This is a genomic window from Rhodophyticola sp. CCM32, from assembly GCF_004751985.1.
Classification (GTDB): Bacteria; Pseudomonadota; Alphaproteobacteria; order Rhodobacterales; family Rhodobacteraceae; genus Rhodophyticola.
This window is the reverse complement of sequence record NZ_CP038492.1, coordinates 2,596,807-2,623,411: the sequence shown is the minus strand read 5'-3', so window position 1 is coordinate 2,623,411 and position 26,605 is coordinate 2,596,807. Positions and strand designations below refer to the sequence as shown.

Here is a 26,605-nt window from a genome sequence, read left to right as displayed (position 1 = left end):
GATCATGGCCGCAGAGAACATTCCGTCCGAGGACGATATTCGCGCCGCAATTGCGGCAAATCCGAAAGCCCGGCCCCGGGATCTGGCCGATCAGCTCGGCATTGCCGAGGCGGCCCTTGTCGCCGCCGATCTAAGCAACCCTGCCACCCGGATCGAGGCCGCGCCAGAGCGGTTGATGCCGATGATCTGCGGTCTGGGTGAGGTGATGGCCCTGACCCGGAATGAAAGTGCGGTCCATGAAAAGATCGGTGTCTATGACAACTTTCATCCCGGAGCCCATGCGGCGATGATACTCACAGCAGAGATTGATCTGCGGATTTTTCCCAACCACTGGCAGCATGCTTTCGCAGTGGAAAAAGAGGTGGGCGGGCAGCTTCGCCGCTCCCTTCAGGTGTTCGATGCCGCAGGCGATGCGGTGCATAAGGTGATCCTGCGCGACGGGTCCGACATGGATGGCTGGGCGCGGCTGACCGGTGATCTGGCATGCGCTGATCCGCAGCCGCTGGATCTGGCTGTGCGGGCCGCCCCGGAACAGCCCAAAGCAGACCCGGACAAGGCCGAGGCCCTGCGCCGCGAATGGGCGCGGATGACCGACACGCATCAGTTCATGCGGCTTGTCTCCAAGCTGAAGATGAACCGGTTGGGTGCCTATCGTATCGCCGGTGGCTCTATGGCCCGTCTGCTTCAGCCCGCGGCATTGAACACCGCGTTGGAGACGCTTTCGCAAACGGGCACAGGGGTGATGATCTTTGTCGGCAACAAAGGCTGTATCCAGATCCACAGCGGCCCGGTTGACCGGCTTAAACCCATGGGCCCGTGGCAGAATGTGATGGACCCGGGTTTCAACCTGCATCTGCGGCGCGATCATGTGGCCGAGGTCTGGCTGGTGGAAAAACCCACCAAACGCGGGCCTGCGCTGTCGATCGAGGCTTTTGATGATATGGGGCGTCTGATCCTGCAGATGTTCGGGCTGCGCAAGGAAAAGGGGCCGGATCATGCGGCTGCCTTTGCCCGGATGGCAGAGGATTTGCCCCGCGCCGAAACCCTGGCCGGGGTGGCGTCATGAGGGGGCGGAACTGCCAGTCGCGCCCCGCCCGGTTTGCGGCTTTCGCTAAAGAGTTCGGCGCCGCCATTGCAATCCTTGCCGTGATGATATCGGGCACCTCGGTGCAGGCGCAAGATGATGATCGGGTGCTTGCCATCGGCGGCTCCGTGACCGAGATCATCTATGCCCTGGGTCAGCAGGACCGTCTGGTTGCCCGTGACACGACCTCCAGCTTCCCGCCGGAGGCCGAGGCTTTGCCCGATGTCGGTTATATGCGGGCGCTGTCGCCCGAGGGGGTATTGTCGGTCAATCCCGATCTGGTGATTGCCGAGGCCGGCAGTGGCCCGCCTGAAACCATCGAGGTGCTGGAAGAGGCCGCGATCAATTTCGTGATGGTGCCCGATGGCTATGACCGGGCCTCGATCGGAGAGAAAATTCGCGCGGTTGCCGCCGCCCTTGGCGTGGACGCGGCCGGTGAGGACCTTGCCGCCGAGGTCGATGCGGACCTGGCCGAAGCCGAGGCCGCCGCCGCGACCGGGGGCACGCCGCCGCGTGTGCTGTTCATCCTGTCGATGCAGGGCGGGCGTATTCTGGCCTCGGGCACCGATACCGGGGCTGCGGGGATCATCGCACTTGCCGGTGGGGAAAATGCGGTCACGGAATTTGACGGCTACAAACCCCTGACCGATGAGGCGGTGACCGCCCTGGCCCCCGATGTGATCCTGATGATGGATCGTCAGGGGGATCATTCCGCAGCCGATGCAGAGCTGTTCAGCCATCCGGCCCTGTCGACCACACCGGCGGCACAAACCGGGTCGGTGGTGCGGATGGATGGGTTGCTGATGCTTGGTTTCGGCCCCCGGACGCCAGAGGCCGTGCGCGCGTTAAGCGCGGCCTTTGACGAAGCCCGGGGGTAGACAATGGCAGAGCTTGCCGGTGCCAGCAGGGGGCAGGTGCCTCTGGTACGGACCCACGCGGGCGACCGACGGTTGCGGGCGCGCAAGACGATGCTGGCGCTGACCTTCGTGTTGCTGATAACCTGCCTGGCCAGCCTGACCACGGGCGCGTCCGGCACCTCGCTCTGGCAGGCTTTCTGGGCCTGGACCCGGGGGCAGGAGATCGGGTTGACCGACCGGGTGATCCTGTTTGACATCCGGCTGCCACGGTTGATCATGGGCATTCTGGTCGGTGCGGCGCTGGCGGTGTCAGGTGCGGTGATGCAGGGCCTGTTTCGCAATCCACTGGCCGATCCGGGGCTGGTCGGTGTGGGGGCCGGGGCGGGGCTGGGCGCCATCGGGGCGATTGTTCTGGGCGGCGCACTGCCTGCCGGGCTGATCGACCTGCTGGGGTATTACACCGTTCCGGTGGCGGCGTTTCTGGGCGGCTGGATCACCACCCTGGTGCTCTATCGGGTCTCCACCAGCCGGGGGCGCACCTCGGTCGCGGTGATGTTGCTGGCGGGGATTGCGCTTGGCGCGCTGGCGGGCGCATTGTCCGGTATCCTTGTCTATATAGCCGATGATACGCAATTGCGTGATCTGACCTTCTGGGGGCTGGGATCATTGGCGGGCGCGACCTGGACCAAGGTTCTGGCCGCCACGCCGCTGATCCTGCTGGCCCTTGCGGTTGCACCTTTTCTGGCCCGCGCCCTGAACGGGCTGGCCCTGGGGGAGGCCTCTGCCGCCCATCTGGGCATTCCGGTTCAGCGGATGAAACGCATCGCGATCCTGACTGTTGCGGGTGCGGTGGGGGCCGCTGTTGCCGTCTCGGGCGGGATCGGCTTTGTCGGCATTGTCGTGCCGCATCTGCTGCGCCTCGTGATCGGGCCGGACCATCGCTATCTGCTGCCGAATGCGGCGCTTCTGGGGGCAAGTCTGCTGATCGCGGCGGATATGATCAGCCGTACCATCATCGCCCCAGCGGAACTGCCGATCGGGATTGTCACCGCCACGCTTGGCGGGCCGTTCTTCCTGTGGATATTGCTGCGCAACCGCGGCCTTCTGGATCTGTAACACCATGCTGAACGCCACCGATATCCGCGTGTCTCTGGGCCGGTCGCAGGTTCTCCATGGCGTTGATTTCACCGCCCGGCCCGGCATATTGACCGCGATTGTCGGGCCCAATGGGTCAGGGAAAACCACGCTTCTGCGCGCGTTGACTGCAGAGGTGGAATATACCGGGCAGATCACGCTGGACGGTGCCGCCCTGTCGCAGATGCGGCACTGGCAACTGGCCAGCCGCCGCGCGGTCCTGCCGCAATCCACCCGGCTGGCCTTTCCCTTCACCGTGCTGGAGGTCGTGCGCCTTGGCCTGATGGCGGGGCAGGAGGCGACCCGCGCCGACCTGCCCCATGAGGCGCTGGCCTCGGTCGGCCTGGCCGGGTTCGAGGGTCGTTTCTATCAGGAACTTTCCGGTGGGGAACAGCAACGCGTGCAACTGGCCCGTATCCTGACCCAGGTCTGGGAGCCGGTGAAGGACGGTCAGGCGCGCTGGCTGTTTCTGGATGAACCGGTGTCAAGCCTGGATATCGCCCATCAGCTTGAGGTGATGACCCTGGCCCGCCGCTATGCGGATGCGGGCGGCGGGGTGATCGCGGTGATGCATGATCTGAACCTGACGGCGATGTTTGCGGGCAGCGTTGCCCTGATCGAAGGCGGGCGGCTTGTGCGTCAGGATACCCCCGGGGCGGTTCTGACCGATGATCTGCTGTCACAGGCCTATGGCTGTGCGCTGAAGGTCAGCACACCACCGCAGGATGGCAGCGTCTTTGTCCTTCCCCAGACAGCGCAGGCCTGAAGGGCGCGCTGTCATTTAGCGCCGGATTTTCGTATATAAACCAGAGTTTGAAATAGGCGTGGTAGGCCCGGCAGGACTCGAACCTGCAACCAAAGCGTTATGAGCGCTCTGCTCTAACCAATTGAGCTACAGGCCCGCCTGACTGGCAGGCTTAGCAGCTTGCCCGGGGTCGTCAAGTCGGGCGGTCCCGCTTGCGTGGCCCTGCATGCTGTCTTATGGCCTCGGGCGAGCCTGTCGGAAGGAGTGTCACGATGCCTGATTTGCCTGTTCTCTGCCTGCGCTATCTGCTGTGGCTGATCGGTGCGACGCTGGTGTTTCTGCTGGCTGTCAATCTGGCAGGCCTGCCACTTGGCCCGGCGACACAGGTCATTCTGGCCTCGGTCCCGGCGATTATCATTGCAACCACGGCGATCCGCCGGGCCGGTCGCATTCCGCCGCTTGTGGCCTGGGTGCAATTATGGCTGGCGCTGTTCGGGGTCTATATGGCGCTTGAATTGCTGTTGATCGCGGCGTTCGCGCCGCATCTGTTCGGCGTATTGCTGCAATTCGGGCCGGACAGTCTTGGCTATCTGACGGCGCGTGCCATGGTGCTGCCCATGCTGGCGCTGTTTTTGTTTCTGGGTGTGCGATCAGACCGCGCCCGGAACGGGTGATAAGGTGCAGGCGCATGGACAGGCGAACGACCCCCTGCTAGCAGGGCTGCGACAGCCGAAAGGGGCATGATGACAGACGCGAAAAACAGCCTGACTTATGCTGCGGCAGGTGTTGATATTGACGCAGGCAATGATCTGGTGGAGCGGATCAAACCCTTTGCTGCGGCCACCAGACGCCCCGGTGTGATGGCGGGGCTTGGCGGGTTTGGCGCGCTGTTCGACCTCAAGGCGGCGGGCTATGACGATCCGGTTCTGGTGGCGGCCACCGATGGGGTGGGCACCAAGCTGCGGATTGCGATTGATACAGGCGTGGTGGATACGATCGGTGTCGATCTGGTGGCGATGTGCGTCAATGATCTGGTCTGTCAGGGGGCGGAACCCTTGTTTTTCCTCGACTATTTCGCCACCGGAAAGCTGGATGTGGAAAGCGCCGCACAGATCGTTACGGGCATTGCCCGGGGCTGCGAAGGTGCGGGCTGTGCGCTGATCGGCGGTGAGACGGCGGAAATGCCGGGCATGTATGATGCGGGGGATTTCGACCTTGCGGGGTTTGCGGTGGGGGCGATGGACCGCGGCGCGATCCTGCCTGCGGATGTGGCCAGGGGTGATGTGCTTCTGGGGCTGGCCTCGGACGGGGTGCATTCCAACGGCTATTCGCTGGTGCGCCGGATCGTGGAGATATCGGGGCTGGGCTGGGAGGCTGCGGCGCCTTTCGGCGACGGCACGCTTGGCGCGGAACTGCTGACGCCCACACGGCTGTACGTGAAACCGGTGCTTGCGGCGATCCGTGCGGGCGGTGTGCATGGGCTGGCCCATATCACCGGTGGCGGGCTGACCGAAAACCTGCCCCGTGTGTTGCCCGATGGCATGGGGGCCAGGATTGACCTGGACAGTTGGACCTTGCCGCCGGTGTTCCGCTGGCTGGCGCAGACCGGCGGGATGGACGCGGCCGAGATGCTGAAAACCTTCAATGCGGGTCTGGGCATGGTGCTGGTTGTGGCGGCGGATCGCGCCGATGATATCGCCGGTCTGCTGACAGCCGAGGGGGAAGATGTGTCTCGGATCGGGGTCGTCACCGGGGAGGCCGGCATGCACTATTCCGGGGCGCTTGTGTGACCAGACGTGTTGCGATTCTGCTGTCCGGCAGTGGCTCCAACATGGTGGCCCTGGTCGAGAGCATGACCGGCGACCACCCGGCGCGGCCCTGTCTGGTGGTCGCCAATTCCGCCGGGGCAGGGGGGCTGGCGAAAGCGGCGGACCGGGGCATTGCCACCGCGATGGTTGATCACCGCCCGTTCAAGGGCGACCGGCCCGCTTTCGAGGCCGCGCTGCACGAGGTGATCAGCGCCGCGCGGCCGGATATCCTGTGCCTGGCAGGGTTCATGCGGGTGCTGACCGAAGGGTTCGTCAGCCGCTGGCAGGGCCGGATGCTGAACACTCATCCCTCGCTCCTGCCGAAATACCGGGGGCTGCACACCCATGCCCGCGCCCTTGCGGCGGGGGAGGCCATGCATGGCTGCACCGTGCATGAAGTGACCCCCGCGCTGGATGACGGCCCGATTCTGGGTCAGGCCCAAGTGCCAATTGAGCCCGGCGATACGCCTGATCGTCTGGCCGCCCGGGTTCTGGCGCAGGAACACCGGCTCTACCCTGCGGTTCTGCGCCGTTTCGCTGCCGGTGACCGGACCCCTGTTTTCCTGAGCTGAACGGCCCCTTCTCTATCTCCCAAATACTTCCGCCGGAGGCATCCTGCCATTGCTGCAGGCCCGAACATTCAAGACCCTTCCAATTCCGCAGCCACTGGCCTATCACCGCGCCCCAGACATCTGTTGATCCGCTTGCAGGAAAAGACCCCGCTTTTGACCCAGACCCTGACCAGTACCGACGCGCTTGCCGCCTTTTGCGCCCGCGCCGCCACCGCCGCTTATGTCACCGTCGATACCGAATTTCTGCGTGAACGGACCTATTTCGCGCAGCTTTGTCTGGTGCAACTGGCCTTGCCCGGTACGGATGAGACAGAGGATGCGGTGCTGATCGACCCATTGGCCCAGGGCCTGTCGCTGGAACCGTTGTTTGATCTGTTTCGCAATGAGTCGGTGGTCAAGGTCTTCCATGCCGCGCGTCAGGATCTGGAAATTTTTCATGTGGATGGCAATGTTGTGCCAAAGCCGCTGTTTGATACCCAGGTGGCCGCCATGGTCTGCGGTTATGGCGATCAGGTGGGGTATGAAACCCTGGTGCGCAAGATCACCAGCGGTGGGGTCGATAAATCCTCGCGCTTTACCGACTGGTCGCGCCGCCCGCTAAGCGATGCGCAGAAATCCTATGCGCTGGCCGATGTCACCCATCTGCGGCAGATTTACGAACATCTGGCCGCACAACTGGAAGAGACCGGCCGCACCGCCTGGATGGAAGAGGAATTGCGGGTTCTGACCAATGCGGACAATTACGTGGTGGAGCCCGATAACGCCTGGCGCCGCCTGAAACTGCGCAGCAATTCCGGGCGGTTTCTGGCCGTGGTGAAAGAACTGGCCGCGTTTCGGGAAACCCATGCCCAGACCCGCAATATCCCCCGCAACCGGGTGATCAAGGATGACGCGCTGATGGAGATTGCGTCGTCAAAGCCGAAATCCATCGAGGATCTGAGCAAATCGCGCCTGCTTCTGCGCGAAGCGCGGCGGGGTGAGATTGCCGAGGGGCTGATCGCGGCGGTCGGGCGCGGCCTGTCAGCAGATCCCGGCACGTTTCCTGCCCTGCCCAAAGGCCGTGATCGCTCGGCCCTGAACCCGGCGCTGGCGGATCTGCTGCGCGTGCTTCTGAAAGCCAAGGCGGAAGAGGCGGGCGTGGCCCAGAAACTGATCGCCTCGGCCTCGGATCTTGATGATATCGCGGCGGGCCATCATGACGGGCTGTGGTGCAAGGGCTGGCGGCGGGATGTGTTTGGAGAAGATGCCCTGCGCCTGACCCGGGGCGAGATCGCGCTGTCGGCCAAGGGTCAGAAAGTGCAGATCATCGCCGTCTGAGGCCGGTTTTGCCTCAAAAGGCGCAGCCTTGCAGCCAGACATCCCGATTATCCTGCGGCACGCAGGCCCCGGCAAGCCGCCGGGCGATGCGGTCAATGCGGGTATTCAGCTGCGGCCCCGGTTCCGACAGGTTGAACCGCCCCGGCGCGATCATCACGGCCAGAAGGCGCATCATGTCCCGGTCGGGCAGATCGGCAGGGGCGGCGCCGAACACTGTTTCGCTGGCATGGCCAAACCCTGTCATCCAGCCCTCGGGCCCGGGGCCCATTTCGACGGTTTCAAGGAACAGGGCGAGGATTTGATCCTTGCTCAGCCGCCGTTCAAGCGCCAGCGCATAGGTCGTCTGCCGCAGCTTCCCGATGCCGGGCTGAAACTGCCCGAAAGCTTCGCGTTTCGAAAGCGATTGCGTGATCGTGGTAATCCCGGCCCCGGCGGTCTGCATATCCACCCCGTTATGGTCGTAAAACCCGGGGTCCTGCACCGTGATAAGCCATCCCAACCGCTCTGCGCCCAAAAGCGCCTCTGCCCCCTGGCCCCTGTCAATCAGGCGATCCGCGCGTGCGGCCAGTGCGGGCGCATCCCGCAATCCGTCAAGATAACCTTTCAGGCCATAGAGCCCGAGGGCCACAATACAAAGAAGAATAAGACTGATCAGGATTATGGCGCCGCGGCGCAGGATCATCACCGGTTGACGCTGCGCCGGTTTGATTGCGCCTGCACGATGATCGTGCGGATGCCTTCCAGATCCTGATTGCTCAATTCCGTCCCGGCAAGGATTTCGCGGGATCTCTGGGTGCCCTGACGGGTGGCGGTTGGCGGCTCGAAAACGCGGAAATCGAAGACCAGCCGCCCCTCGGTCCGTTCCACCTCGACCAGATCGGCAGACCAGTATCCCTGACGTGGTGGCAGGCCAATGGCGCGCACAATCGCACCGCCCGGGTGCGGGTCGACATTCAGGCTGATCACCTGGCTGACCAGAGGGCGCGGGTCATCGATGGTGATGACATCGACCACCTCGATCCGTTCCTCGCGTTCATTCCCGAACCAGTTGAACGGATTCAGCCGGGTTGAACAGGCCGAAAGCCCCAGGATCACTGTCAGCGTGATCAGCAGTCGAAATGCCATCTTGCCCCTCCGGTCTTTTCTTGCAGTCTGCGTAGCGCATTGGCCGTGCGATGAAAAGCGCCTCTGGACCTTTGGGTGTGTGCGGCTTACCTCAAAGCCGCAATCAGGTGACGGAGACAGGGATGGCCAGCGCCGCGTTTGAAGACATTGCAGAGACCTTCGCGTTTCTCGACGATTGGGAAGACCGCTATCGCCATGTGATTGATCTGGGCAAGGCCATGGACCCGCTGGAAGAGGCGTTTCGCGTGCCTGTCACCAAGGTTGACGGCTGTGCCAGCCAGGTCTGGATATTGCCGCAGATCGATGGGCAGGGGCCGGATGCGGTGTTTCGGTTTCAAGGCGAAAGCGACGCGATGATCGTGCGCGGGCTGATTGCAATCCTGCATGCGCTTTATGCGGGGCTGAGCGTGTCAGAGGTGTTGCAGGTGGATGCGGGCGCGGAACTGGCCCGCCTTGGGCTGAACGATCATCTGTCGGCGCAACGATCCAACGGGTTGCGCGCGATGGTGGAGAGGATACGGAAACTGGCGGGGGAAGAGGCCGCAGCCACGTGATCACATGTCGCGCAGGGCGGTCTCCAGATCGCCGTATCCGGTGAACCGCCGTTCGAATTCCAGTTGCAGGAAATCTGCGCAGTCTTTCGCCTTTGCCGTCAGCGCCGGGTCATCGGTCTGTGCCTGATAGACCAGCTTGTCATAATTCCCGAAATACATGTCACGCAGCTCCGGGTGTCGGTCGAGGCCAAGCGGTTTGGTGACAAAGGCATCAAACTGGCGCACCAGAAAATCCGTCAGATAAAAGGCGGTCATTTCATCATGCGCGGCAAAGACGGCATTGCCTTCGAAGAAACTGTAGCAATGGGGCCCTGCGATCATTTCGACCCCCAGTTCGGCGCAGCGGGCCTGCAACAGCCCGCCGGTGCCGCAATCCGCATAGGCCACGAATATCTGACTGTAACATTCCTTATGGTCACGCACCGCGGCCTCGATCGCGTCCGGGATTTTCTCGGGCGTGTTGTGCAGGATCGCGGGCAGGCACTGCAGATCAAGATGAGACCATCCATTTATGTGAATGATATCAAGTATTTCGCGCGCCAATGCCCCGCAGGCGAGGATCAGTATGTCGCCGGTTCCCTGTGCGCTGATGCCATGATCTTGCAGGGTTTCATCATCTATATGCATTGAAACACTTTACACCAGTGCGTGCGCTCACGGCGCTGTGGGTTGAGCGGACTGTGCCCTTGCCGGAAAACAGGGGCAAGCGACACATATATCTCACACACTCTATTCCATAGGACAATGTCATGACTGCCAATACCACCAATCCGGGCCTGAAGGTTCCTGCCCTCACCCTGCAGACCGTTGCGCTGATCCTGATCAGCGGCGCAGTGGGCACACTGGCCTTCGATCTCTGGGGCAAGGCGATCTCTCCGCTGTTGGGCTTCGCGCAATTGGCGCCCGTCGGTCTGGCCCGTGGTTTTCTGGGCGCCATCGGCCTGCCCAATAATGCGGCGGCGGGCAATCTGATGCATCTGTTCTTCGTGGGCGTGATTGCCTATCCGGTCGGCTGGCTGTTTATTGCCCGCCCGGTGATCGGACGGGTCATCCCGCAAATGCCCTGGCTGATCGCCTCGGCCATCTATGGGGCGGGCCTTTGGGTTTTCGCCATCGGCGGTATCACAATGATCGCCGGACTGCCCTTCTTTCTGGGTTTTACCGGTATCACCTGGGTCGCATTGGCAGGGCATGTTTTCTATGCCATCGCGGCGGCGGCCGCCGTGGCGTATATCGAGCGGCTTCAGAACCGGTAATTATTCCGGACAGATCGGGGAAAGGGGCCGCTTATGGCCCCTTTTGCTATTTCAGCCGCACGGCTGTGCCATAGAACACAACTTCACTGGCTGCCTGCGTGATGGTTGAGGTTTCCATCCGCACGCCGATAATGGCATCGGCATTCAGATCAACCGCCTGGTCGATCATCCGATCCATGGCCTGTTCGCGCGCCCCGGCTAGCAGGGCGGCATATTCCTTGACCTCCCCGCCGACGATGTTGCGCAAGGAGGCCACGATGTCTGACCCGATATGCTTGGCGCGCACGGTGGACCCCCGCGCGATGCCCAAAACGGCCGCAATCTCGCGGTCCGGCACGGCCTCGATGGTCATGATCTGAATATCACTTCTCGATACGGTCATATGTGTCGTCCTCCCGATTGCCGATACGGTCCAGAATGACCCGGGCAAAGATGTAGATCACAAGGGCAATCGGCATGAATATCAGCCAGCCAAAGCCGTTGCCGATTTGCAGGGAGGCGACCAGGGCGGTGCCAATGAATATGGTCAGGCCCGCGGCGGCAAGCACCGCAAGGATGATCAGGATAAACCGGTCAAGCGGCATGGGACGTCCCTCCTGCCCAAGTATATGGGGGCAGGGCGGCGCCATGCCAAGTCAGGCGTCAACGCTGTTGCCAGCGCGGCCCCAGAACCGACAGGGCCAGCCCCGCCATGATCACCAGCGCGCCGATAACCTCCACCAGGCTCAGGCGTTCCCCCAGAACAAGCGCTGCCGTGGCGATGCCCACAACCGGGATCAACAGGGCAAAGGGGGTGATATCCGCCGCCCGATGCCGGGACAGAAGCGCGCCCCAAAGCGAATAGCCAAGCACGGTAGAGACCAGCGCCACATAGATCACCGAGAGCCACCCCAGTCCGCTGAGCGCGAGCATTGTGGCCAGCGGATCGGGGCCTTCCGTGACCCATGACAGGGCCAGCATCGGCACAGGCGGCACCAGACTGGCCCAGATAAACACCGGCAGCATGGAGACCCCGCCAAGCCCCTTCAGGACCAGATTGCCCCCCGCCCAACAAAGCGCCGCGCACAGCACCAGCCCCAGACCGGTCCGGGTCAAATTTCCACCTGCGCCACATCCGAAAATCACCAGCCCGGTAACCGCGATGGCAATGCCAAGCGCCTGAACGCCCCGAACGCGTTCCCCAGAAACAGCGCCGAGAGCAGGATGGTCAGCGGAGCCTGCGCCTGCAGCAGAAGCGAGGCCAGTCCGGCGGTGACATCGGCCTGCATCGCGGCAAAGAGGAACGCAAACTGCCCGGTATTGATCAGAGCTCCGAGGGCAAGGATTTTCCACCAGGGCACCGGCGGGCGGGGAAGCACCAACAGCAGCGGCAGCAGAATGAAAAACCGCAGGCTGACCATCAGGAATGGCGGCAGTTCCTCCAGCGCCAGTTTCATGGCGGTGAAATTCGACCCCCAGGCGATAATCACCAGGCTCAGAAGAAACAGATCGCGCGGGGGCAGGGTCAGCCCTGTTCTGCTATGCATGCGGTTTCACAGGCACCCGTCCATCGGGGCCAAGAAGCCAGACCTGCCGGTCTTCGATCACCACGGCGCTTAACAGCCCGCCGAAGGCCGCGCCCGTGTCGATATTGAGCCGGTTGCCATGATGTTCCACCTGTTTGACGGTGCTGTGACCGTGAACCACAAGCGGCCCATGCGGGGTGGTGTCATGCAGAAAATCGTCGCGAATCCAGACCATGTCATCCTCTGACTGATCCTCCAGCGCGATGCCCGGGCGAATCCCGGCATGGACGAACAGACACGCCCCCGCCTGATAGACCAGCGGCAGGGCGGCCAGAAACGCGCGATGGGCCTCGGGGACCACGGCGCAGGCAGACCGGTGCATCTCTGCCGGCGGTGCCGATATATCCACCCCGTAGGAAGCCAATGTCGTCAGCCCGCCGATAGGCCCGCCAAGATAGGTCAGCCCGGCGCGCAGCTTTGGGTCGTTTCGGTGCGGGGTTTGCAGAAACCAGTGAAACATCCGGTCGTGATTGCCTTTCAGCACCACAATGCTTGGGTCACTCTTTTGCAGGCGGCACAGGTAATCCACCACCCCGGCGCTGTCAGGCCCCCGGTCCACCAGATCACCGACATGGACAATCGGGGCCGTCCTGGCCCCGCAGGCGGCGCGGTCGATTGATATCCGATCATGGGCAAGCTTCAGCTTGTCCAGATGGCCGTGAATATCACCGATTGCGTACAGGGTCATGGGCGGACCAAACCGGGATGTGCGGGCAGGCGCAAGGGCAGAAGATTGGGTGGAAAGAGAAAAGGCAGACCCCAGGGCTGACGCGGGCTGTGATGACGGGGGCTGTGATATCGGGTGAAAACGGTGTCAAAACCCGGAAGGCGTGTGTCTAAAGCGGATTTTGATTCAGATGAAACGATTTCTGCTTTAGCCATGCTCTGCCGCCATCATCGTTTTGAAATATGTGATCGCCGCCTTATCCACCCCGGCGCTTTCGAAAATGGCCGCTGTAAAACTGACCGGCGCTGTGCCCGGGGCGGTTATGATGCGATTTTCAGAAATGGCCGACGGGCTTGTCAGATAATGTTTGTCCCCGGCATAGCCCACCGCATTTTCGCTCAGGAAAGCCGGATCGTTCGAGGTGTGTATGACATCATCAAGAAGCCCGGCACGCGCAAGCGCGAGTGTCCCGCCACAGATGCCCGCAATAACGGCGCCGCCTGAATGCTGATCCTTCAGAAAACGGCGCATATCGGGCGCATCTCTCGTTTCCCAGATTGTGCCGCCGATGACAGCCATGGCATCGGGCTGCCACGCGCGCAGAGCGTCCACATCCTGCGTAACCTTGGCGGAAAGACCGCCCTGCGATTGCACCTCTCCGACGGATGGCGTGAAGTACCGGACATCAAGGCCATAGAACGGCCCGCCGGTTCCCCCAATCAAAGCGTATTCCCAATCCGCGAACCCTTGCGTCAGCAAAACCGCGATCTTCGACATAAGACGCATCCTTTTGTTTGGCAGATTATTGAGAACATAAGATGAACTTCTAGGCAGCGCAATCAGCATCAGTCCCGCAGCTTGCGAGGGCAAATGAACGTTTCGAGACCTTGTAGACGGATGCTGCAAAGAGCATGAATGAAGCACAGCACCATTAAAGCGTTTCGAGTTTACATGGATGCAGAGACAACGGCTTTCGCGTTTGAGCCGAAGGCGAAAGTCAGTGAAAGGCGTTTCAACAGTACGTCGAAACGCTACAGGCGGTATCTTCGATTAGGGTCCTGACCCTAAGGGTTTTCCAAATTGGCGCGGGGTTCGCCCGCGACGATCCCCTCGGTGCGCCATGTGCCGAAGATTTCCAGCGCCTTATCCGCGAAGGCGGCGTCATTGATATGGGCCTCGAGCCTGTGGAGAGTGACATTGGGTGGCAAAGTGCCCTGCAATTCGTCCAGAAATTGGGACAACCCACCCTTGTCGTGCAGATCGGCTCCCTCCCGATCCCATTCGCCAAGGCCGTGTTCAGGCAAGATCATTGCCACCGGTCCCTTTGACCCGGCCAGTTGCTCTGAATGCGCGCGGGCCACGGCTTTTCGCTCTTCCCCATCCAGAACAATCGAGGTCAGAAGCCGATTATGTGCGTGTTTGGGGTGATCTGCCCATTTTTCCGGTACCGGATGCCAGCCCACAATGTCGACAAGGTCATAGCAACCGGGCGCAACGATCTGGGGCGTGCTGCTGGCCCCTGCATTTGTCAGCCTGTCCGCCCCTGCTGAAATACTTGAACCATGGACATGATTCCCAAGCTCCTGCGTGCAGAAATCGAAGACACAGGCAAAGACACCCTGTGCGGCCAGGCTTTCAAAGGCGCGCCCCCCCATGCCGGTGGCGTGGAATACGGCAACCTCGAAACCCTGTGCTTCCAGCGCGGGTTTCAGCGGGATCACGTATTTCAACGCCGAGGTGCCAAGCGAGGTCATGCCGATGATCGGCTTGTCCGGATCCGGTTTGCGCGCGGCACGGGCCGCCCCCAGAACCGCACCGGCAGCCTGGCTGAGTGACGCCTTGCAGATCGCATTCAGCCCATAGAGCCCACCGGCCCAAAGGATCATCTGCACATCTGCGGCCACCCGATGCGGCGGGATAAGCGGCGAGAACGACACGGTGGAGATGATGTATTTCGGAACGCCGAGGGGCAAAGCTGTACACACATCCAGCGCCAGATCAGTGCCCATAGACCCGCCCAAAACGATCATCCCGTCAAACTTTCCGTCTGCACAAAGCCGCGCGGACAAAAGCGACGCCCCGGTTGCCATGATCTGCATGGCCGCGTTTTCATTGCCCGACGCGACAGCCTCGGCAATCGAGCTTCCGCCGGCTTCCGCGACATCGTGTTTGGAATAATCAGCGGGCGCTGACGGATCGCCCAGAACGGACACATCCATGGTCACGACCTGCCCGCCCTGTTCGCGGATCACATTGGCAAGAAAGCCCAGTTCGTCGTCCTTGGTGTCATACGTGCCGATCACCAGAATGGTTTTGTCCAACATATGATGCCCCTTGTTCGCCGCACCTAGAGCTTGATCCAGGCGGTTTTGAGATTGGTATATTTTTCAAGCGCATGAAGCGATTTGTCATGGCCGTTGCCCGATTGACCAACACCGCCCAAAGGCACTGTCCCGTCAGCCCCGCCATAGGTGTTCACATGCATCACGCCAGTGCGCACGGCCCGAACCATCCGGTGCGCGCGCGATAGATTCGATGTCCAGACAGCCCCGGCCAGCCCATAGATTGTGGCATTGGCGATGCGCACCGCCTCATGCTCATCTGTGAAGGCGGTCACGCCAAGGACGGGGCCGAACACTTCTTGCTGCGCCAGTGTTGCCTCTGCCGCCACGCCCGTGATGACAGTGGGCGCCATATAATAGCCGCCGGTCTCGGTGAGGATGCGGTCGCCGCCCGTGACAATCGTACCTCCCTCGTTGCGCGCGGTCTCCACAAACCGCAGATTTTGCTGCAACTGCGCTTCTGAATTCACGGCGCCGACATGGGTGTTTACGTCCAGTGGGTCGCCCACGCGCAGGGCCTCGGCCGCCCTGACCACGGCGGCAACGAATTCATCGTGGATCGAAGCTTCGACCAGCAGACGTGATCCGGCGACACAAACCTGCCCGGAATTCCGGAAGATGCCGGCAGCCGCGATTTTCGCAGCCTCTTCAAGGTTCGGCGCATCGGCGAAGACGATGTTGGGGGATTTGCCGCCAAGTTCCAGATAAACCCGTTTCAGGTTTGAACGTGCGGCATATTCCAGCAACCGCCGCCCGGTGCTGCCCGAACCGGTGAAGACCAGAACATCGACATCCATTGACAGGCCCATCGCCTCACCAACCACGCGGCCCTCGCCGGTGACGACGTTCAGAACGCCGGGCGGCAAACCTGCTTCCAACGCCAGTTCCGCCATCCGCAGAAGCGACAGGGATGCCGTTTCCGCCGGTTTCAGAACCACGGAATTCCCCGAGGCCAGTGCCGGGCCAAGCTTCCAGGCGCCGATCATCATCGGGAAGTTCCACGGGATGATCGCGCCCACGACGCCCACGGGTTCCTTATGGATCAGGCCAAGAATATCACTTTGGGTCGGCGCAATCTCTCCATAGACCTTGTCCAAGGCTTCCGCATAATAGCGCAGCGTCCCGGCGGCAGATCCCGGTTCGGCCTTCAGGGCCATCCCGATCTCGGTCCCGTTGTCGCGCACCCCCAGAACCGCCAGTTCCAGCGCGTTTTCCTCTATCAGGTTCGCCCATCGCAACAGCACCTTCCTGCGCGCGGCGGGCGGTTGCTTGGCCCAACGTCCGTCCTCGAACGCTGCCCGGGCCGAGGTGATGGCCGTTTCCATATCCTGCACCGTGCCTCTGGCCAGGCTGGTCAGAACCGTTCCGTCTATGGGCGACAGGATGTCCATTATGGCCCCGTCCGAAGCAGCAACATTCTGCCCGTCGATCAGGTGCGATCCGGGGGAAACGGCAAGCGCGCGCAGCGCGTCAATACGTGATTGATCCATGATGCCCTACCGCTGCTGCGTGTCGTGAAGGTTGTGGTCTTCGTCAAGCGAATTGGCCCGGTATTCCTTGATCAAGGCACGGATATGCAGACCCAGGACAATCACGATCATGGCGAAGATGATCATCGCAATCGGGCGTTCGATCATGTCCAGCGGTGTGTTCAGTCGTGGCAGGGCCGAGCGCAGCTTCACCTCCATGATCCCGCCCAGAACCATGCCCAGAATGATCGGCACAATCGGCAGGTTCAGGCGCTTCAGGATCAGACCCAGCACCCCGAATCCGGCAGCAATCATGCAATCGGTCAGAGAGTTCCGCAGGGAATAGACCCCGACGAAAGACAGCAACAGGATCATCACACCCAAAAACCGTGTGGGCACCTGAATGATTTTCGTAAGCAGGTTAGTGGAGAACAACAGAAAGATCAGCACCAGCACATTCAGGATGATCAAAGCCAGATACAGTGCATAGACCAGATCAATATTGTTCTGGAACAATTGTGGACCGGGAATGACATTGTGGACATAGAAGACCGATAACATCATTGCGGTCAGGGCCTCCCCCGGGATGCCAAGGGCCAGAAGCGGGATCATTGCCGCAGCGGGCACGGCGTTGTTTGCGGCCTCGGACGCGATCAGCCCCTCTGGCGCGCCTTTGCCAAAATTCTCCGGTGTTTTCGAAGTTTTCTGGGCATAGGTGTAGCTCATGAACTGGGCGGTGAATTCACCCGTGCCGGGGATCATGCCAAGGATCACCCCAAAACCAGAGGCGACAGTTGCCACGCGTTTGTGTCGAAAAAGCTCCCTCAGGCCAGCGGTAATCTTGCCCGCGACGGGTTTCGCATCGGGGCTCTCATCCGGGGCGGTCAGCAGAAAAAACGCCTGGCTCAACGCGAAAAGGCCAAGGACTGTGACGATCAGGTTGATGCCTGAACTCAGGAAGCTCAGACCGAAAGTATAACGTGCGGTATAGGTGACAGCATCCAGACCGACGGTTTGCAGGAATATCCCGAACATCGCCAGAAGCCCGGCGGCAAATATCTGGCCGCGATGGGCAAGAATAACGAGGATGATGCCCAGAAGTGCGGCAAGAAAAATCTCCCGGCTTCCGAACATCGGGGCGACCCAGGCCAGAGCCGGTGACAGCAGAATAAGACACAGGATGCCAAAGATCCCGCCCCAGAACGATGCGCTATATGCCAGTGACAGGGCACGGTGGGCTTCCCCCGCCTTGGTCATCGGATACCCGTCGTAAGAGGTCAGCGCATTGACCGCTGTCCCCGGCGTGTTGATCAAAACTGCCGGGATCGCGCCGCCATACATGGAAGACCCGTAAATCCCCAAAAGAACGGTCAGCCCGACAATCGGATCAAAGGCGAATGTTGCGGGCAAAAGGATTGCAATGGCGACGGCGGGGCCCACACCGGGGATCGCGCCGATGATCACGCCGCCGATGGACCCGATCAGCAGCGCAGCAAGGACATCCCATCGGGCCAGCATCGCGGCCCCGGAAAGAAGATCGTGCATTGCGCGCTCCGTTCAGAAATAGGTCAGCATGATCTGCCGCAACCCATCAGGCAAATACTGATAGACCTGTCCGGCGGGCAGCCTGACTTGCAGCAGCGTTTTGAACAGCAGGACAATCACAACCGCCGCACCCACAGCCGAGAAAAGGGCGGTGCGGCTGCGATAGCCAACGCGGATCGTCAGGCCAAGCGCGAACAGGATTGTCGTGGGCAGATAGCCCAGCATGGGCACCATGATCGCGTAGATTATGAACCAGCCTGCATATTCAAGCGACGCGGCCCATAATAAAACCTCGCGCCAGCGCCCTTCGATCCGTTCGGACAGGGCTGATCCAAGCAGGTGAAAGGCCGCGAACCCTGCCATGCTGATGAGGGATGCCGCAGGCCAGAACCGGGGTTGCGCAAATAACGCTGTGCCGGGGCGGTAGGTTGTCTGCGACCAAAGCTGCGACAGGAGACATATCGTTATGATCAGAAGCCCCCAGGCAAAAACGATATCACCGGGGCGACGATATCGTTTGAACAGGGCCTGAAGGGTTTTGACACGCGACATGGGGGGAAAGCTCCGGACGTTCGGGGCGGGTTCACCGGGCGGCAGCAAGATCACCGCCCGGTCGAAACATCGCGCGGGATTATTCGGCCAGCATCGCCTCGATGCGGGCCAGCGTCTCGATATCCGTCTGGATCTGTTCCACGACCTCCTCGGCGGGCTGCCAGTAGACCGAGGCGCCGGTTTCCGCAGCCAGGGCCTGCGCACGTTCAGACATCACCGTCTCCTGCGCGACAGCGATGATCGCCTCGCGCACATCCTGCGGTGTGTCGCGATGAACAAACAGCCCGTTCCAAAGAGCAACGTCGAGATCGGGGGCAAGCTCGGCCACTGTGGGCGCATCGGGGGTCAGCGGAATACGCTCCGACCCGATGGAGGCCAGCACTGTCACATCATCAAGGCAGGGCAGGATAAGTTGCAGGGTGGTGTTGATGACATCGACATCCCCAGAGGCCAGCGTGTTGCAATCAAGCGCGTCGAAGGCCGCATCGGACGCAAAGGAGAACCCCATCTCCTCGGCCAGACCAAGGGTCACCTGCGTCGGTACCAGCGGCGCCCCGAAATGGCCCAGAACAACGTCGCTTTCCCCCGCATATGCGGCAAGCTCTTCCATCGTCTGATAGGGGGCGTTGCCGCTGGTGGCGATAACAAACGGATATGTAAGGAAATTGCCAAGGGGCACGAACGGATCGGGGTTCAGATCAGGAATGCCAAGTTGAGGGCCAACAACCGGAATGGCGATGATGAAGGAGCCGATGACCGACCCATCGGCGGGCGCATTGGCAACTTCGATCGCGCCGGGAAACGGCCCTCCGCCGCCGCCTGGGCGGTTCACGACCGCGGCCGGAACGCCGTAAGCCTCCTGAAAATCCTCGGCGATCATGCGCGTCAGGATGTCTTCCAGATCACCCGGCGGCCACGGCACGACAAACTCGACCGGACCTTCCGGGTATTCGGCAAAGACCGCCCCTGACATCGCCGCAAGGGCCACTGCGGCTGCAGTAAGCGGTTTGGTTCGTATGGACATTGTGTTTCTCCCCGTATCGGTTCATATATTGAACCATTGGTTCAGAAAAATGTTGCCTTGCAAAAAGAGACCCGTCAAACTTTTTCTGTAATCGAGATCAAGAGAGGTTCCCCATGTCCTCCGCCGCAAAGACATTAGACCTGCTATCCTATTTCACGGACCTGCAGCCCGAGATCGGGCTGTCGCAACTTTGCCGGTTGGCGAATCGCGACAAGGCAACAACCTATCGCCATGTCCAAGTTCTTGAGGAAGCTGGATTTATTGAACAGAATCCGGTGACCAGGGGATATCGGCTTGGCCCTGCGCTTTTACAGCTTGCGCAAACACGTGAGCGGACCGTGCCGCGCAAGGCCGGCACGCAGGACGCATTGCGGATGCTGGCCGAGGCCACCGGCGAAACGGTTCATGTTGCCGTGCTTTCGGGTTTTACGCTTTACGCGCTCGACCAGCTCGAATCGGTCAAACACAGCACGCGCGTCCTGATCGACGTGAATATCTTCCCCCTGCACGCCACAGCCTCCGGGCAATGTTCTGTGGCCTTCGGTCCGCCTGAGATGATGGCCGAGGCCGTGAAAAATCTCACCCGCTTCACCTCCGAGACGGTGACAACAGACGAAGCGCTGACCGCTGTAATCGACGCCGCCAGAGAATGCGGCTTCGCCGAATGCTCAGACGCATACGAACGCGACGTGCATTCCGTATCTGCCCCCGTATTCGACCAGACCGGCCTTTTTGCCGGAACAGTCACAGTCGCCTGCGTCTCCACCCGCGTGACCCCGGCGCTTCAGCGCATCATTCGAACACATCTGGTTCGGGCCAGCCGGGCCATCTCTCACAACTGGGGCGGATCCGTCCCGGATCATGTCGAAACCGCCTGGGCGCGCAGCCTGACCGGCGCAGAAGAATTGGAATCTGTCCGATGAAAGACTCGAATTTCCTGAAGGAAAACAACGCCCGCTTCATGTGGCATCCGATGACCTCCCCCAAGGACAGCCACGACACACCCCCGAAGATCATTACCGGCTCAAGCGGCGTGCGGATCGAGGATACTGACGGGCATTCTGTCGTCGATGCCGTGGGCGGGCTCTGGAATGTCAATCTTGGCTATTCCTGCCAGCCGGTGAAAGATGCCATTTCCGGGCAGCTTGACAAGCTGCCCTATTATTCGACCTTCCGCGGCACCTCGAATGATGCCGCCATCGAGCTGTCCTACGAACTGGGCGAATTCTTCGCACCCGACGGGCTCAGCCGGGCGTTCTTCACGTCCGGCGGGTCGGATTCGGTGGAAACCGCGCTGCGTCTTGCCCGTCAGTACCATAAGCTGCGTGGAGAGGCGGGGCGGGTGAAATTCCTAAGCCTGAAGAAGGGCTATCACGGCACCCATATTGGCGGCGCCTCGGTCAACGGAAACGCCAATTTCCGCAATGCATATGAACCGCTTTTGCCCGGCTGCTATCACATCCCCGCGCCCTACACCTATCGCAACCCGTTCAACGAGGCCGATCCCGGGAAGCTGGCGCAGCTTTGCGCCGCCGCTTTGGAAGATGAAATCGCGTTTCAGGGCGCCAATACGATTGCCGCGATGATCATGGAACCGATCCTGGGTGCCGGTGGTGTGATCCCGCCGCATAAAAGCTTTGCACCCATGGTGCGTGAGATTTGTGATCGGAACGGCATCCTGTTGATCACTGACGAGGTGATCACGGCCTATGGTCGCACAGGGGCATGGTCAGGCGCGCGGCTTTGGGGCATTCAGCCGGATATGATGTGCACGGCGAAGGCCATAACAAACGGCTACTTCCCCTTTGGTGCGGTCATGCTGGGCGACAGGATGGTCGAGGTCTTTGAAAACAACGCCTCGGCCAAGATCGGCCATGGATACACCTATTCCGGCCACCCGGTGGGCGCGGCTGCGGCACTTGCATGCCTGGCAGAAACCAGGCGCCTGAATGTGGTTGACAACGCCACCGCGCGCGGCACACAGCTTTATCAGGGCTGTCTGGCGCTCAAAGACAAATACGACACTATCGGGGATGTGCGCGGCGGCCATGGTTTGATGACCGCGATTGAGATGGTCAGTGACCGCGCAACCAAGACCCCGATTGACGCCGGGTTGGCCATGACGGTGCAGGAGGCCGCGTATCAGGCCGGCGCAATGGTGCGTGTCTCGGGGCCGAACCTTATTCTGTCGCCCCCCCTTGTGCTGACGGAAGAAGACACATCCACGATCCTCGCCGCGCTCGACGCCGGGTTTTCTGCCCTATGACCGGGGATTTCGTCGCCCTTCTGGGGACAAAGGGCGGGCCGGCAATCCGGCCCGGGTCCTCGATGCCGACCTCAAATCTCCTCTGCCTTGATGGCCGCCGGATCGTTGTCGATTGCGGGCTCGGCGTAACCCGTGGCCTTGTGGATCAGGGCATGCAGCTCAAAGATCTGTCGATGATCTGCATCACCCATCTCCATTCCGACCATTATCTTGAGCTTGGCCCGCTGATCCACACTGCGTGGACGGCTGGGTTGAAAACGCCGGTAGAGGTTTGGGGACCTCCCGGCCTCGACATCTACTGGAATGGGTTTCTGGCATCTATGAAGGCCGATATCGACACCCGGATCGAGGATGAAGGGCGCCCGGATCTGCGTAAGCTGGTTCGGATCAAGGCAATCGACGCCGGAATGTTCTTTGATCGCGACGGCCTGACGGTCTCTGCGATACGGACGCAACACCCTCCGCTAGAGGATTGCTTTGCTCTGTCCTTCAGATCAGAACGTACACATGTCGTTTTCTCTGGCGATACAGCGCCAATCCCTGACCTTGTCGATTTCGCGCACGGGGCAAATCTGCTGATCCATGAGGCCATGCTTCAAAGCGCGTTACCCGCCTTGATGTCGCGCATCGGCAACGGCAGTGAAAAACTGATGGAACATTGGTTGCGGTCACACAGTTTCGCCCATGACGCAGCCCGGACCGCAGTCAGGGCAGGTGTGAAAGGATTGGCACTTTCGCATCTGATCCCCTCTGATGACCCGGCATATACTGAGGAACACTGGAGCAAAGCCGTTGAGGGTATCTGGGACGGAAAACTCTTTGTCGGTCGCGATGGCCTGAGGATAGCCCTCCCGATCCGGGAAGACAGTGCCCCGCCTTTAACCTGAGCCATGAGGTATCGCCAAAACCCTTTCCAACCCATTGCTTCATGATAAGTTTTTATGGTTCTGGATGTTTCACGTCTCTCAAGAAGCGCTTGATCTGCGCGTACCCGGACCCAACTCGGCTTACATATCTGTCAACGCAAAAGGCGCCCCGTCGGAGCGCCTTTTGCAAAAAGCTTCAATCCTTGGATGATCAGGCGCTTGCGGCCATCTGGTTATGTTTGCGCGCGATCCATTCCTTGGCGGTTTCCACCGCAACGGCGGCATCCCGGCAATAGGCGTCGGCGCCGATGGCTTTGCCGAATTCCTCGTTCAGCGGCGCGCCGCCCACCAGAACGATATATTCCTCACGCAGGCCCTTTTCGGCCAGGGTGTCGATCACGACTTTCATATAGGGCATGGTGGTGGTCAGCAGGGCGGACATGCCCAGAATGTCGGGCTGTTCCGTTTCCAGCGCCTCAAGATAGCTTTCGACCGCATTGTTGATACCCAGATCGACCACCTCGAACCCGGCACCTTCCATCATCATCGAGACCAGGTTTTTGCCGATGTCATGGATGTCACCCTTGACCGTGCCGATCACCATCTTGCCCACACGGGGTGCGCCGGTCTCGATCAGCAGCGGTTTCAGGATCGCCATGCCGCCTTTCATCGCATTGGCGGCCAGCAGAACCTCGGGCACGAACAGGATACCGTCGCGGAAATCGTTGCCGACAATGGTCATGCCGCCCACCAGCGCCTCGGTCAGGATACGATAGGGCGCCCAGTCCCGGCTGAGAAGGATGTTCACCCCCTCCTCGATCTCTTCCTTCAGACCGTCATAGAGATCGTCAAACATCTGCTGGACAAGCTCATCATCGTCCAGATCCGCCAGGATGATGTCATCGTCTTCGTCGGACATGATTAAACTTTCCCTCTTATGGGTGTTCTGTGCACATTTGGTCCATTAGCTAGAGACCGGGCGCATATTGACGCGCTGGATTGCGACAGAGGGCGCGTCGCAACCGACCTCTGCTTGCAAATGTTCCTGTTATGTTCTAGTTTCGCATGATGGAAACCGATGCAACCTTTCCGCCTGAACGCCGCAAAGGCCGGGGGGCGGCCAGCAATGAAACCGGCCGGTTCGAGCGGTTTGAAAGGGTTGGATTTTCCGATGGATGGGAGGCGGAAGACGCGTTGCCGCCCCTGCGCACCGAAATCCGCGACGAGATGGCGAAAACCATCATCACCCGCAACACCAGCCCGGATATCCCCTTTGACCATTCGATCAACCCGTATCGGGGCTGTGAACATGGGTGCATCTATTGTTTTGCGCGGCCCAGCCACGCCTATCTGGGTCTGTCCCCGGGTCTGGATTTCGAGACCCGGCTGACCGCAAAACCCAATGCCGCCCCCCGGCTTGAGGCGGAATTGCGCAATCCGCGTTACCGGCCGCAGGTGATGGCCATCGGCACCAATACCGACCCCTATCAGCCGATTGAACGGGATCGCCGGATCATGCGCGACGTGTTGGAGGTGTTGCAGAGGTTTCAGCATCCGGTGGGGGTGACCACCAAGGGTGTGCTGGTGGAACGGGACGCGGATATTCTGGGCCCGATGGCGCAGGCGGGGCTGGCACGGGTCTGCATTTCGGTGACCACGCTGGATGCGGATCTGGCCCGGAAGATGGAACCGCGCGTGCCATCGCCCGCCCGCCGGTTGCGGGCGATTGAACGGCTGACGCGCGCGGGCTGCTCTGTGCGGGTCATGGTTTCGCCCATCGTGCCGGGGCTGACCGACCCCGAGATCGAGGCGATATTGACAGCCGCCCGCGATGCAGGCGCGGTTGCGGCAAGCTGCATTCCCCTGCGCCTGCCGCGCGAGGTGTCGCCCTTGTGGCGGGCCTGGCTGGAAGAGCATTATCCGGCGCGTGTCACCCGTGTGATGGGCAAAATCCGCGAGATGCATGGCGGGCGGGATTATGACAGCAGCTGGGGCAAACGCATGAGGGGGGAGGGGGTCTATGCGGCGCTGATCCAGACCCGGTTCAAGCGCGCGCTGCGCGATCTGGGGCTGGATCACCGGCTGCCCCCGCTCAGGACCGATCTGTTCCGCGTGCCGCCGCGCCCCGGCGATCAATTGTGTCTGTTTTAAATGCGAAGGCCCGACGGATGCTGTCGGAATTCCCGGGAATTCCGTGCCGGAAAACGCGCGTTTTCCGCGCGGAAACCGGCCCTGTTCCGGGCCCGGTGCCGTGTCGCCCGATATCTGTGTCATCTGCGCGACCGGCGGCGGCTGGCCCGGGCGCGGGTTGGTCCCGCCCCATCGGTGCCGTCGCTTTCGGACGAAAAGCCCCCCAGTTCGGCGGTGATCTGCTCCAACCCCGGGGCCGCGGATTTCGGCGTTATCTCAAGGGCCTCCCGCATCTTGCGCAGATGTTCCGGCTGGGTGCCGCAGCAGCCGCCGATGATCGTGGCGCCGCAATCGCGGGCCAGAACCGCATAGCGGGCCATCAGCTCGGGTGTGCCATCGTAATGGATATGGCCATCGACATATTTCGGAATGCCCGCATTGCCCTTGGCGATCACCGGCCGTTCACTGCCCGAGGCGCGAAAGCCCAGAACCGTGCGCAGGAGATCAGAGGCACCCACCCCGCAATTGGCCCCATAGGCCAGCGGTGTATGGTCCAGCCGGTCCACCATGTCGGCCATGGCGGCGGATGTCAGCCCCATCATGGTGCGCCCGGCGGTGTCAAAGCTCATCGTGCCGCACCAGGGCATATCGGCCATTTTGGCCGCTTCGGCTGCGGCCTTGTATTCTTCCGGGGCGCTGATCGTCTCGACCCAGAGCACATCGGCCCCCCCGGCTTTCAGACCTTCGGCCTGTTCGTGGAACATCTCCACCGCGCTGTCATGGGTCAGCGCGCCCATGGGGGCCATGATCTCCCCTGTCGGACCCATGGAGCCGGCCACGATCACCGGATGATCTGCCCTGTCGGCCACCTCCCGCCCGATCCCGGCTGCGGCCTTGTTCAGCTCAAACGCGCGGTCCTGGGCGTCATGCAGTTTCAGCCGCGCCCGGGTGCCACCGAAGGAATTGGTCAGAAACAGATCGCTGCCTGCCTCCACCGCGCCGGAATACAGCGTTGTGATCCGGTCCGGGTGATCGACATTCCAAAGCTCGGGCGCATCGCCCGATTGCAGCCCCATATTGAACAATGTGGTTCCCGTGGCCCCGTCGGCCAAAAGCCAGTCCCGGGTTTCCAGAAGTCTCAAGAGGGCATTGGTCATAGGGGTCAGGTCTTTCGCACTTGCACGTCAGGCCGACATGGCGCTTCGGACCCTCTGGTGCAACTGCAATCTGCGCATAATCGTTATGAGGTGAATTGCGCGGCGCGCCCGCGCGGGGCTTGCGGCTTCGTGACAAAGCCCGGCAGATTGCTGGTGCCGCCTTACAGGCGATCATGCAGGCCGCCGGTATGAAACCGGACGCATGGTCAGACTGTCCCCGGGTGGTTCAGGCCTCGTCCAGCAGCTGGCCTTTGGCCACGGCCATCAGCTCGGCATATTTGGCGCGTGTCTCTGCCTCTGGCAGCCTATCCCCCAGATCGGCCAGAACCTTGCGCATGACATCCTCATGCCCGGCTTCCTCGAAATCGGATTTCACCACCTCGGCAGCATAGGCAGCAGCGTCATCCCCGGTCTTGCCCAGAATATCGGCCACCCACAGCCCCATCAGCTTGTTGCACCGCGCCTCGGCTTTGAACGTCATTTCGGCGTCATGGGCGAATTTGGCCTCGAACGCGTGTTCGCGGTCATCGAAGGTGGTCATGGTCTGTTCTCCGTTCACAGAAATGCCGG

General features: G+C 61.3%; 31 protein-coding genes and 1 tRNA gene. 14 read left to right on the top strand and 18 right to left on the bottom strand.

The window, feature by feature from the left end; genetic code table 11:
- Window positions 1-4 precede the first annotated feature (4 nt).
- The 4 genes from E2K80_RS12735 to E2K80_RS12720 all read left to right on the top strand — a co-directional run bounded on the left by E2K80_RS12735 (window position 5) and on the right by E2K80_RS12720 (window position 3,841).
- A complete protein-coding gene (locus E2K80_RS12735; RefSeq protein WP_135375342.1) occupies window positions 5-1,066 on the top strand; it encodes a hemin-degrading factor in 1,062 nt (353 codons plus the stop codon).
- Window positions 1,067-1,149: 83 nt separating this feature from the next.
- Window positions 1,150-1,962, top strand: a complete 813-nt coding sequence (locus tag E2K80_RS12730; protein WP_238475723.1) for a heme/hemin ABC transporter substrate-binding protein — start codon at window positions 1,150-1,152, stop codon at window positions 1,960-1,962.
- Window positions 1,963-1,965: 3 nt separating this feature from the next.
- Window positions 1,966-3,057, top strand: coding sequence for a FecCD family ABC transporter permease (locus E2K80_RS12725; protein ID WP_135375340.1), 1,092 nt, complete (start codon window positions 1,966-1,968; stop codon window positions 3,055-3,057).
- Between the two features lie 4 nt (window positions 3,058-3,061).
- Window positions 3,062-3,841, top strand: a complete 780-nt coding sequence (locus E2K80_RS12720) for a heme ABC transporter ATP-binding protein (RefSeq protein ID WP_135375339.1) — start codon at window positions 3,062-3,064, stop codon at window positions 3,839-3,841.
- Between the two features lie 59 nt (window positions 3,842-3,900).
- On the opposite strand, the gene E2K80_RS12715 is transcribed toward E2K80_RS12720, so the two are convergent.
- Window positions 3,901-3,977 (bottom strand) — tRNA-Ile (locus E2K80_RS12715).
- A gap of 115 nt (window positions 3,978-4,092) precedes the next feature.
- Here E2K80_RS12715 and E2K80_RS12710 point away from each other — a divergent pair.
- The 4 genes from E2K80_RS12710 (at window position 4,093) to rnd (ending at window position 7,517) form a co-directional block, all read left to right on the top strand.
- Window positions 4,093-4,494 (top strand): hypothetical protein, encoded by a 402-nt coding sequence (locus tag E2K80_RS12710; RefSeq protein ID WP_135375338.1) that lies wholly within the window; start codon window positions 4,093-4,095, stop codon window positions 4,492-4,494.
- Between the two features lie 69 nt (window positions 4,495-4,563).
- Window positions 4,564-5,610, top strand: coding sequence for a phosphoribosylformylglycinamidine cyclo-ligase (purM, locus tag E2K80_RS12705; protein ID WP_135375337.1), 1,047 nt, complete (start codon window positions 4,564-4,566; stop codon window positions 5,608-5,610).
- Entirely contained in the window at window positions 5,607-6,200 is a 594-nt protein-coding gene (purN, locus tag E2K80_RS12700) for a phosphoribosylglycinamide formyltransferase (protein WP_135375336.1), read from the top strand. Before purM ends, purN begins: the two co-directional genes overlap by 4 nt.
- A gap of 153 nt (window positions 6,201-6,353) precedes the next feature.
- Window positions 6,354-7,517 carry a ribonuclease D gene (gene rnd, locus E2K80_RS12695; RefSeq protein ID WP_135376616.1) on the top strand — a complete coding sequence of 388 codons (1,164 nt, stop codon included), beginning with the start codon at window positions 6,354-6,356 and terminating at the stop codon, window positions 7,515-7,517.
- A gap of 13 nt (window positions 7,518-7,530) precedes the next feature.
- Here rnd and E2K80_RS12690 read toward each other — a convergent pair whose 3' ends face one another.
- Entirely contained in the window at window positions 7,531-8,199 is a 669-nt protein-coding gene (locus E2K80_RS12690) for a transglycosylase domain-containing protein (protein ID WP_135375335.1), read from the bottom strand.
- Entirely contained in the window at window positions 8,199-8,642 is a 444-nt protein-coding gene (locus tag E2K80_RS12685) for a hypothetical protein (RefSeq protein WP_135375334.1), read from the bottom strand. Before E2K80_RS12685 ends, E2K80_RS12690 begins: the two co-directional genes overlap by 1 nt.
- Window positions 8,643-8,764: 122 nt before the next feature.
- Here E2K80_RS12685 and E2K80_RS12680 point away from each other — a divergent pair, with 122 nt between their 5' ends.
- Window positions 8,765-9,196, top strand: a complete 432-nt coding sequence (locus E2K80_RS12680) for a SufE family protein (RefSeq protein ID WP_135375333.1) — start codon at window positions 8,765-8,767, stop codon at window positions 9,194-9,196.
- Here the strand turns inward: E2K80_RS12680 and E2K80_RS12675 are convergent, their stop codons facing one another.
- Complete coding sequence (locus E2K80_RS12675) at window positions 9,197-9,823, bottom strand: DUF1638 domain-containing protein (RefSeq protein ID WP_135375332.1); 627 nt, start codon at window positions 9,821-9,823, stop codon at window positions 9,197-9,199.
- A 122-nt stretch (window positions 9,824-9,945) separates the two neighbouring features.
- Here E2K80_RS12675 and E2K80_RS12670 point away from each other — a divergent pair, with 122 nt between their 5' ends.
- A complete protein-coding gene (locus tag E2K80_RS12670) occupies window positions 9,946-10,452 on the top strand; it encodes a hypothetical protein (RefSeq protein ID WP_135375331.1) in 507 nt (168 codons plus the stop codon).
- Between the two features lie 46 nt (window positions 10,453-10,498).
- Here E2K80_RS12670 and E2K80_RS12665 read toward each other — a convergent pair whose 3' ends face one another.
- From E2K80_RS12665 to E2K80_RS12615, 11 genes are all read right to left on the bottom strand, one after another.
- Window positions 10,499-10,834 carry a YbjQ family protein gene (locus E2K80_RS12665; protein ID WP_238475533.1) on the bottom strand — a complete coding sequence of 112 codons (336 nt, stop codon included), beginning with the start codon at window positions 10,832-10,834 and terminating at the stop codon, window positions 10,499-10,501.
- On the bottom strand, window positions 10,815-11,036 hold the full coding sequence (locus tag E2K80_RS12660; RefSeq protein ID WP_135375330.1) for a hypothetical protein: 222 nt from the start codon (window positions 11,034-11,036) through the stop codon (window positions 10,815-10,817). Before E2K80_RS12660 ends, E2K80_RS12665 begins: the two co-directional genes overlap by 20 nt.
- Window positions 11,037-11,094: 58 nt before the next feature.
- Window positions 11,095-11,547 carry an EamA family transporter gene (locus E2K80_RS12655; RefSeq protein WP_168193184.1) on the bottom strand — a complete coding sequence of 151 codons (453 nt, stop codon included), beginning with the start codon at window positions 11,545-11,547 and terminating at the stop codon, window positions 11,095-11,097.
- A gap of 26 nt (window positions 11,548-11,573) precedes the next feature.
- A complete protein-coding gene (locus E2K80_RS12650) occupies window positions 11,574-11,978 on the bottom strand; it encodes an EamA family transporter (protein ID WP_135375328.1) in 405 nt (134 codons plus the stop codon).
- The gene (locus tag E2K80_RS12645; protein WP_135375327.1) at window positions 11,971-12,705 is read right to left on the bottom strand and encodes a metallophosphoesterase; all 735 of its coding nucleotides are present in this window, start codon (window positions 12,703-12,705) and stop codon (window positions 11,971-11,973) included. The genes E2K80_RS12650 and E2K80_RS12645 overlap by 8 nt, the downstream gene beginning before the upstream one ends.
- A 186-nt stretch (window positions 12,706-12,891) precedes the next feature.
- Window positions 12,892-13,530, bottom strand: a complete 639-nt coding sequence (locus E2K80_RS12640; protein WP_238475532.1) for a DJ-1/PfpI family protein — start codon at window positions 13,528-13,530, stop codon at window positions 12,892-12,894.
- Between the two features lie 218 nt (window positions 13,531-13,748).
- Window positions 13,749-15,008, bottom strand: coding sequence for a Tm-1-like ATP-binding domain-containing protein (locus tag E2K80_RS12635; protein WP_135375326.1), 1,260 nt, complete (start codon window positions 15,006-15,008; stop codon window positions 13,749-13,751).
- A 23-nt stretch (window positions 15,009-15,031) separates the two neighbouring features.
- On the bottom strand, window positions 15,032-16,516 hold the full coding sequence (locus tag E2K80_RS12630) for an aldehyde dehydrogenase (protein ID WP_135375325.1): 1,485 nt from the start codon (window positions 16,514-16,516) through the stop codon (window positions 15,032-15,034).
- A 6-nt stretch (window positions 16,517-16,522) separates the two neighbouring features.
- Entirely contained in the window at window positions 16,523-18,040 is a 1,518-nt protein-coding gene (locus E2K80_RS12625) for a tripartite tricarboxylate transporter permease (RefSeq protein WP_135375324.1), read from the bottom strand.
- 12 nt (window positions 18,041-18,052) lie between these two features.
- Window positions 18,053-18,592, bottom strand: a complete 540-nt coding sequence (locus E2K80_RS12620; RefSeq protein ID WP_135375323.1) for a tripartite tricarboxylate transporter TctB family protein — start codon at window positions 18,590-18,592, stop codon at window positions 18,053-18,055.
- Between the two features lie 79 nt (window positions 18,593-18,671).
- The gene (locus tag E2K80_RS12615; protein ID WP_135375322.1) at window positions 18,672-19,616 is read right to left on the bottom strand and encodes a tripartite tricarboxylate transporter substrate-binding protein; all 945 of its coding nucleotides are present in this window, start codon (window positions 19,614-19,616) and stop codon (window positions 18,672-18,674) included.
- A 113-nt stretch (window positions 19,617-19,729) separates the two neighbouring features.
- Between E2K80_RS12615 and E2K80_RS12610 the strand changes: the two genes are divergently transcribed.
- The 3 genes from E2K80_RS12610 to E2K80_RS12600 are packed head-to-tail and all read left to right on the top strand — an operon-like array spanning window position 19,730 to window position 22,769.
- Window positions 19,730-20,539 carry an IclR family transcriptional regulator gene (locus E2K80_RS12610; protein WP_135375321.1) on the top strand — a complete coding sequence of 270 codons (810 nt, stop codon included), beginning with the start codon at window positions 19,730-19,732 and terminating at the stop codon, window positions 20,537-20,539.
- Window positions 20,536-21,882, top strand: coding sequence for an aspartate aminotransferase family protein (locus tag E2K80_RS12605; RefSeq protein WP_135375320.1), 1,347 nt, complete (start codon window positions 20,536-20,538; stop codon window positions 21,880-21,882). The genes E2K80_RS12610 and E2K80_RS12605 overlap by 4 nt, the downstream gene beginning before the upstream one ends.
- Window positions 21,879-22,769, top strand: coding sequence for an MBL fold metallo-hydrolase (locus E2K80_RS12600; protein WP_135375319.1), 891 nt, complete (start codon window positions 21,879-21,881; stop codon window positions 22,767-22,769). The genes E2K80_RS12605 and E2K80_RS12600 overlap by 4 nt, the downstream gene beginning before the upstream one ends.
- Window positions 22,770-22,959: 190 nt before the next feature.
- Here E2K80_RS12600 and E2K80_RS12595 read toward each other — a convergent pair whose 3' ends face one another.
- On the bottom strand, window positions 22,960-23,667 hold the full coding sequence (locus E2K80_RS12595; protein WP_135375318.1) for a corrinoid protein: 708 nt from the start codon (window positions 23,665-23,667) through the stop codon (window positions 22,960-22,962).
- A gap of 146 nt (window positions 23,668-23,813) precedes the next feature.
- Between E2K80_RS12595 and E2K80_RS12590 the strand changes: the two genes are divergently transcribed.
- Complete coding sequence (locus E2K80_RS12590; protein WP_443216530.1) at window positions 23,814-24,899, top strand: PA0069 family radical SAM protein; 1,086 nt, start codon at window positions 23,814-23,816, stop codon at window positions 24,897-24,899.
- A 119-nt stretch (window positions 24,900-25,018) separates the two neighbouring features.
- Here the strand turns inward: E2K80_RS12590 and bmt are convergent, their stop codons facing one another.
- A complete protein-coding gene (gene bmt / locus E2K80_RS12585) occupies window positions 25,019-26,035 on the bottom strand; it encodes a betaine--homocysteine S-methyltransferase (protein ID WP_135375316.1) in 1,017 nt (338 codons plus the stop codon).
- 226 nt (window positions 26,036-26,261) lie between these two features.
- Window positions 26,262-26,576, bottom strand: a complete 315-nt coding sequence (locus E2K80_RS12580) for a DUF1476 domain-containing protein (protein ID WP_135375315.1) — start codon at window positions 26,574-26,576, stop codon at window positions 26,262-26,264.
- Window positions 26,577-26,605: the final 29 nt, after the last annotated feature.